This is a genomic window from Streptomyces tateyamensis (genome assembly GCF_003205575.1).
In the GTDB taxonomy this organism is placed as follows: Bacteria; Actinomycetota; Actinomycetes; order Streptomycetales; family Streptomycetaceae; genus Kitasatospora; species Kitasatospora tateyamensis.
The window spans coordinates 58,769-61,836 of sequence record NZ_PYBW01000041.1 but is presented as its reverse complement, the minus strand read 5'-3'; the positions used below and the strand labels follow the sequence as shown (position 1 = coordinate 61,836).

The following is a 3,068-nucleotide window of genomic DNA, read 5'->3' as shown; positions in this document are numbered from 1 at the left end:
ACCCGCCTGGTAGCGAGGGGCCCGCACCGCGCACATGTTGCCGGTGCGGGCCCCTCGGCCTTGCGCCACGACGCGTATCCCCCGCGGGCCGGTGCATTCGGCCGGTCTCGTCGTGGTGGGCGGGTCAGGTGTGGGCGGCCGGTTCCTGGCCGTGCTGGGCGGAACGGAGCTGCTGGTTGATGTGCAGCGCTTCTTCGAGTTGGTCCTCGAGGATGATGATGCGGCAGGCGGCCTCGATGGCGGTGCCCTGGTCGACGAGGTCGCGGGCGCGCATCGCGATCCGTAGTTGGTAGCGGGAGTAGCGGCGATGTCCGCCCTCCGAGCGCAAGGGTGTGATGAGGCCCTGCTCGCCGAGGGAGCGCAGGAAGCCAGGGGTGGTGCCGGTCATCTCGGCGGCGCGGCCCATGGTGTAGGCGGGGTAGTCGTCGTCGTCGAGGGAGTCGAGGGCATGCGGTCGAATGGTTGTCGTGGTCACTGCACCTCTTCGTTGTCTGGTCGGGGGACGCGCTGAGGGGCCCCGGGGCCGTTGCGGCTCCCGGGGCCCCGAAGGGTTCTACACCATCTACCGACCCTGTGGCCGGCTTCCTTATGTCCGCCTCGCCCCGGGGGATGGGGCATGCGGGGATCGCGTATGCGTGACCGGAAACCACCGTCCTTGCCTTGGGGGTCTTCGGAATCCGCCCGGGTGATTCTTCACGGGCCGGGCGATCCTGATGGCGCTCTGTCCCCTCCGTTCATCCTCTGGACTAACCGATTACTGCGAACTGCGGGGTAGTAACCACTACCCGGTACTGCCGTGGCGGCCTTGGTGCTCCGCCGGTTCCGGTAGCCAGCCCCGTTGCCCGTCCTGCTCAACCACTCGGCTTGGAACCCCACTGCCGGACTTCCAGCACGCGCGCCGGCAGCCTGGCGCCTTCACTGGGATGCTGCGTACTGAGACTGCCGATACTGCAGAACTCGACTTCACCTGCTGATGTTGCACAAACCGAACTGCGGTACCGCTCGGTGGCAGCCCCTGATACCTGCGGGCCGCCTGGCCCGGTCGCCAGTCCCGTCGCCGTCCTGCACCTGCTGTGGCTCCGGGGCTCCGCTACCGCGCCGCCTTTTGCGTCAACCTTCTTCACGCCCACCAGCCCGGCGTGTCCTGCGTACTGCTGAACTGCGGTACCGCGTGGTCGGCAGCCCCTGATACCTGCGGGCCGCCAGGCCCGGCCACCGGCCCTGTTGCCTTAATGCACCATCCCTGGCTTCAGGACCCTGCAACCGTGCCGAACTGCGAACTTCTTTCCTGCGCACGCCAGTTCGTGTCTGGCGGGTACCGCTTGACCTCGTCTACGAGAGAAACACTAACGACGGCGCGCGGCAATGTCTACTTCAGCGAGCATAGATTCTTCGGTGTCGGTCGGGGAGGTATTCTGCGCCCCGCACAGGGGCGGCGTTCGGGCGCCGCAGCCGCCAGGACGGAGGACGCCGCGCCAGGCAGCCAGGAGGACGAGTGAGCACGAGGCGAGCGCTGGACGTGCCGCAGACCGCAGGGCAGGCGCGCACCCCCGACCCGCACAGCCAGGCGTCGCTGGCGGCGGCCATCGCCGAAGCCGTCCGCGACCGGGACGAGCGGGTCCTTCGTCGGCTGCTGGCCCGCTTCGCCGAGCAGGCCGCCATCGCGGACCTGCCCGCCCTGCGCGACGCCATCGACACCAGCAGCCGGCACGGCGGCCACCTGCCGGGGGTCTGACATGCCGAGTCGGCCGGACACCTCGGGTGCCGGCCCCGGCCTGCTGTGGCCCGCAGCCATGGCCGCGCGACCGGCTGCCAAGAGCTGAACGGACTGTGCGGCGGTAGCCCCCGTCAAGTGGGGGCTACCGCCGCACAGTCCGTTTCGTGGCGAGGGTCAGTGCTTGAAGGCGTCCTTCACGTGCTCACCCGCCTGCTTGACGTCGCCCTTCACCTGGTCGGCCTTGCCCTCGGCCTCCAGGCGCTCGTTGCCGGTCACCTTGCCGGCGCCCTCCTTGACCGCGCCCTTGGCCTTCTCGGCGGCGTTCTCGATCTTGTTGTCGGCACTCATGTCGGCCTCCGGTTCGTCGAAGCTGTCCTGCCCACCGCTTGCCCCCGACTCGCCAAAAGATTCCCCGCATACGTCGCGCAGACCGGGGCAAGCGGCTGGCCGACACTGACAACAACGGAGGTCACCATGGTTCCCCTTCTTCTTGTTCTGCTCCTGGCCCTGATCCTGTTCGGCGCCGGCTTCGCACTGAAGGCCCTGTGGTGGGTGGCGATCGTGGTCCTGGTGGTCTGGCTGCTGGGGTTCGTGGCCCGGGGCACCGGCGCCTCCGGCAGCCGCGGCCGCTGGTACCGCTGGTAGGCACCGGCCGAGCGCATGGCCCTGGCGTGGCGTGAACACTCCGGTGTGCACGCCACGCCGCCATGTCCGCCCTATGCAGCGGAAGTGTCCACGACGGGCTGTCGACGGGGTGCCACCTGACCCGGATCGCCGTGCGCTTCGCCGACCGCGGCCTCCCCTGTCGGGATTCGCACAGAACCGGGCCGGGCCACCGGACCCACTCATTAGAGTGAGGCGCATGAACATGCGAAGGATCGTCGCAGTGCTGGCCGAGGAAGCCGAACAGCAGATCCAGGACCAGGTGTGGCAACCGGCGCTGGGCGACCATGCTCTCGCTCGCGAGGCCGAGGTCGGCCTGCGCGGCGCCGTCGCCGAGCGGGAGGTCCAGGAGGCCTTGCCGCAGATCAAACGGCTCGAGCACCTGCGGGAGTCGCTCGCCGTCCTCGCGGTCAGTCTCGCGCGTACTCACGGCCGCCTGGCCTGGTTCCTCTCCGGCGCCATCGAGGCCCTCGAACCGGTCCTGCGCTGGCGCGCCCTGCCCGCTGACCGTGGCGGCACCTTCGGCACTGTCCTGCCGACTCCTGAGGAGTACACGGAGGCGGAGGATGCCGTCCGCCGGCTCCAGGACGCCCTCGCGCAGATCAGCCGAGTCAGTTGACCCCGGCAGCGGGTCGGCACCGGCGAACCCGCTGAGGCCTTGTCCCGAGGCGGCGAACGAAGGGCGGGG

The 3,068-nt window shown here is 69.6% G+C and carries 5 protein-coding genes; 3 read left to right on the top strand and 2 right to left on the bottom strand.

The window, feature by feature from the left end; all coding sequences use genetic code 11:
* Window positions 1-124: 124 nt before the first annotated feature.
* Window positions 125-406: a helix-turn-helix domain-containing protein gene (locus tag C7C46_RS13630; protein WP_110669276.1), complete on the bottom strand. Its 282-nt coding sequence runs from the start codon at window positions 404-406 to the stop codon at window positions 125-127.
* Window positions 407-1,495: 1,089 nt separating this feature from the next.
* Here C7C46_RS13630 and C7C46_RS13625 point away from each other — a divergent pair.
* Window positions 1,496-1,735, top strand: coding sequence for a hypothetical protein (locus C7C46_RS13625; RefSeq protein WP_146259084.1), 240 nt, complete (start codon window positions 1,496-1,498; stop codon window positions 1,733-1,735).
* Window positions 1,736-1,891: 156 nt separating this feature from the next.
* On the opposite strand, the gene C7C46_RS13620 is transcribed toward C7C46_RS13625, so the two are convergent.
* Window positions 1,892-2,065 (bottom strand): CsbD family protein, encoded by a 174-nt coding sequence (locus tag C7C46_RS13620; protein WP_110669264.1) that lies wholly within the window; start codon window positions 2,063-2,065, stop codon window positions 1,892-1,894.
* A 126-nt stretch (window positions 2,066-2,191) separates the two neighbouring features.
* Between C7C46_RS13620 and C7C46_RS13615 the strand changes: the two genes are divergently transcribed.
* Together C7C46_RS13615 and C7C46_RS13610 are read left to right on the top strand one after the other, a co-directional pair.
* On the top strand, window positions 2,192-2,362 hold the full coding sequence (locus tag C7C46_RS13615) for a hydrophobic protein (protein ID WP_110669262.1): 171 nt from the start codon (window positions 2,192-2,194) through the stop codon (window positions 2,360-2,362).
* A gap of 241 nt (window positions 2,363-2,603) precedes the next feature.
* On the top strand, window positions 2,604-2,999 hold the full coding sequence (locus C7C46_RS13610; RefSeq protein ID WP_245984396.1) for a hypothetical protein: 396 nt from the start codon (window positions 2,604-2,606) through the stop codon (window positions 2,997-2,999).
* The last annotated feature ends 69 nt before the right edge of the window (window positions 3,000-3,068 follow it).

Excerpts from the sequence above, each read along its gene's own strand:
- C7C46_RS13615 (WP_110669262.1), top strand. The coding sequence starts at position 2,192 with ATGGTTCCCCTTCTTCTTGTTCTGCTCCTGGCCCTGATCCTGTTCGGC.
- C7C46_RS13630 (WP_110669276.1), bottom strand. The coding sequence starts at position 406 with ATGGGCCGCGCCGCCGAGATGACCGGCACCACCCCTGGCTTCCTGCGC.
- C7C46_RS13620 (WP_110669264.1), bottom strand. The coding sequence starts at position 2,065 with ATGAGTGCCGACAACAAGATCGAGAACGCCGCCGAGAAGGCCAAGGGC.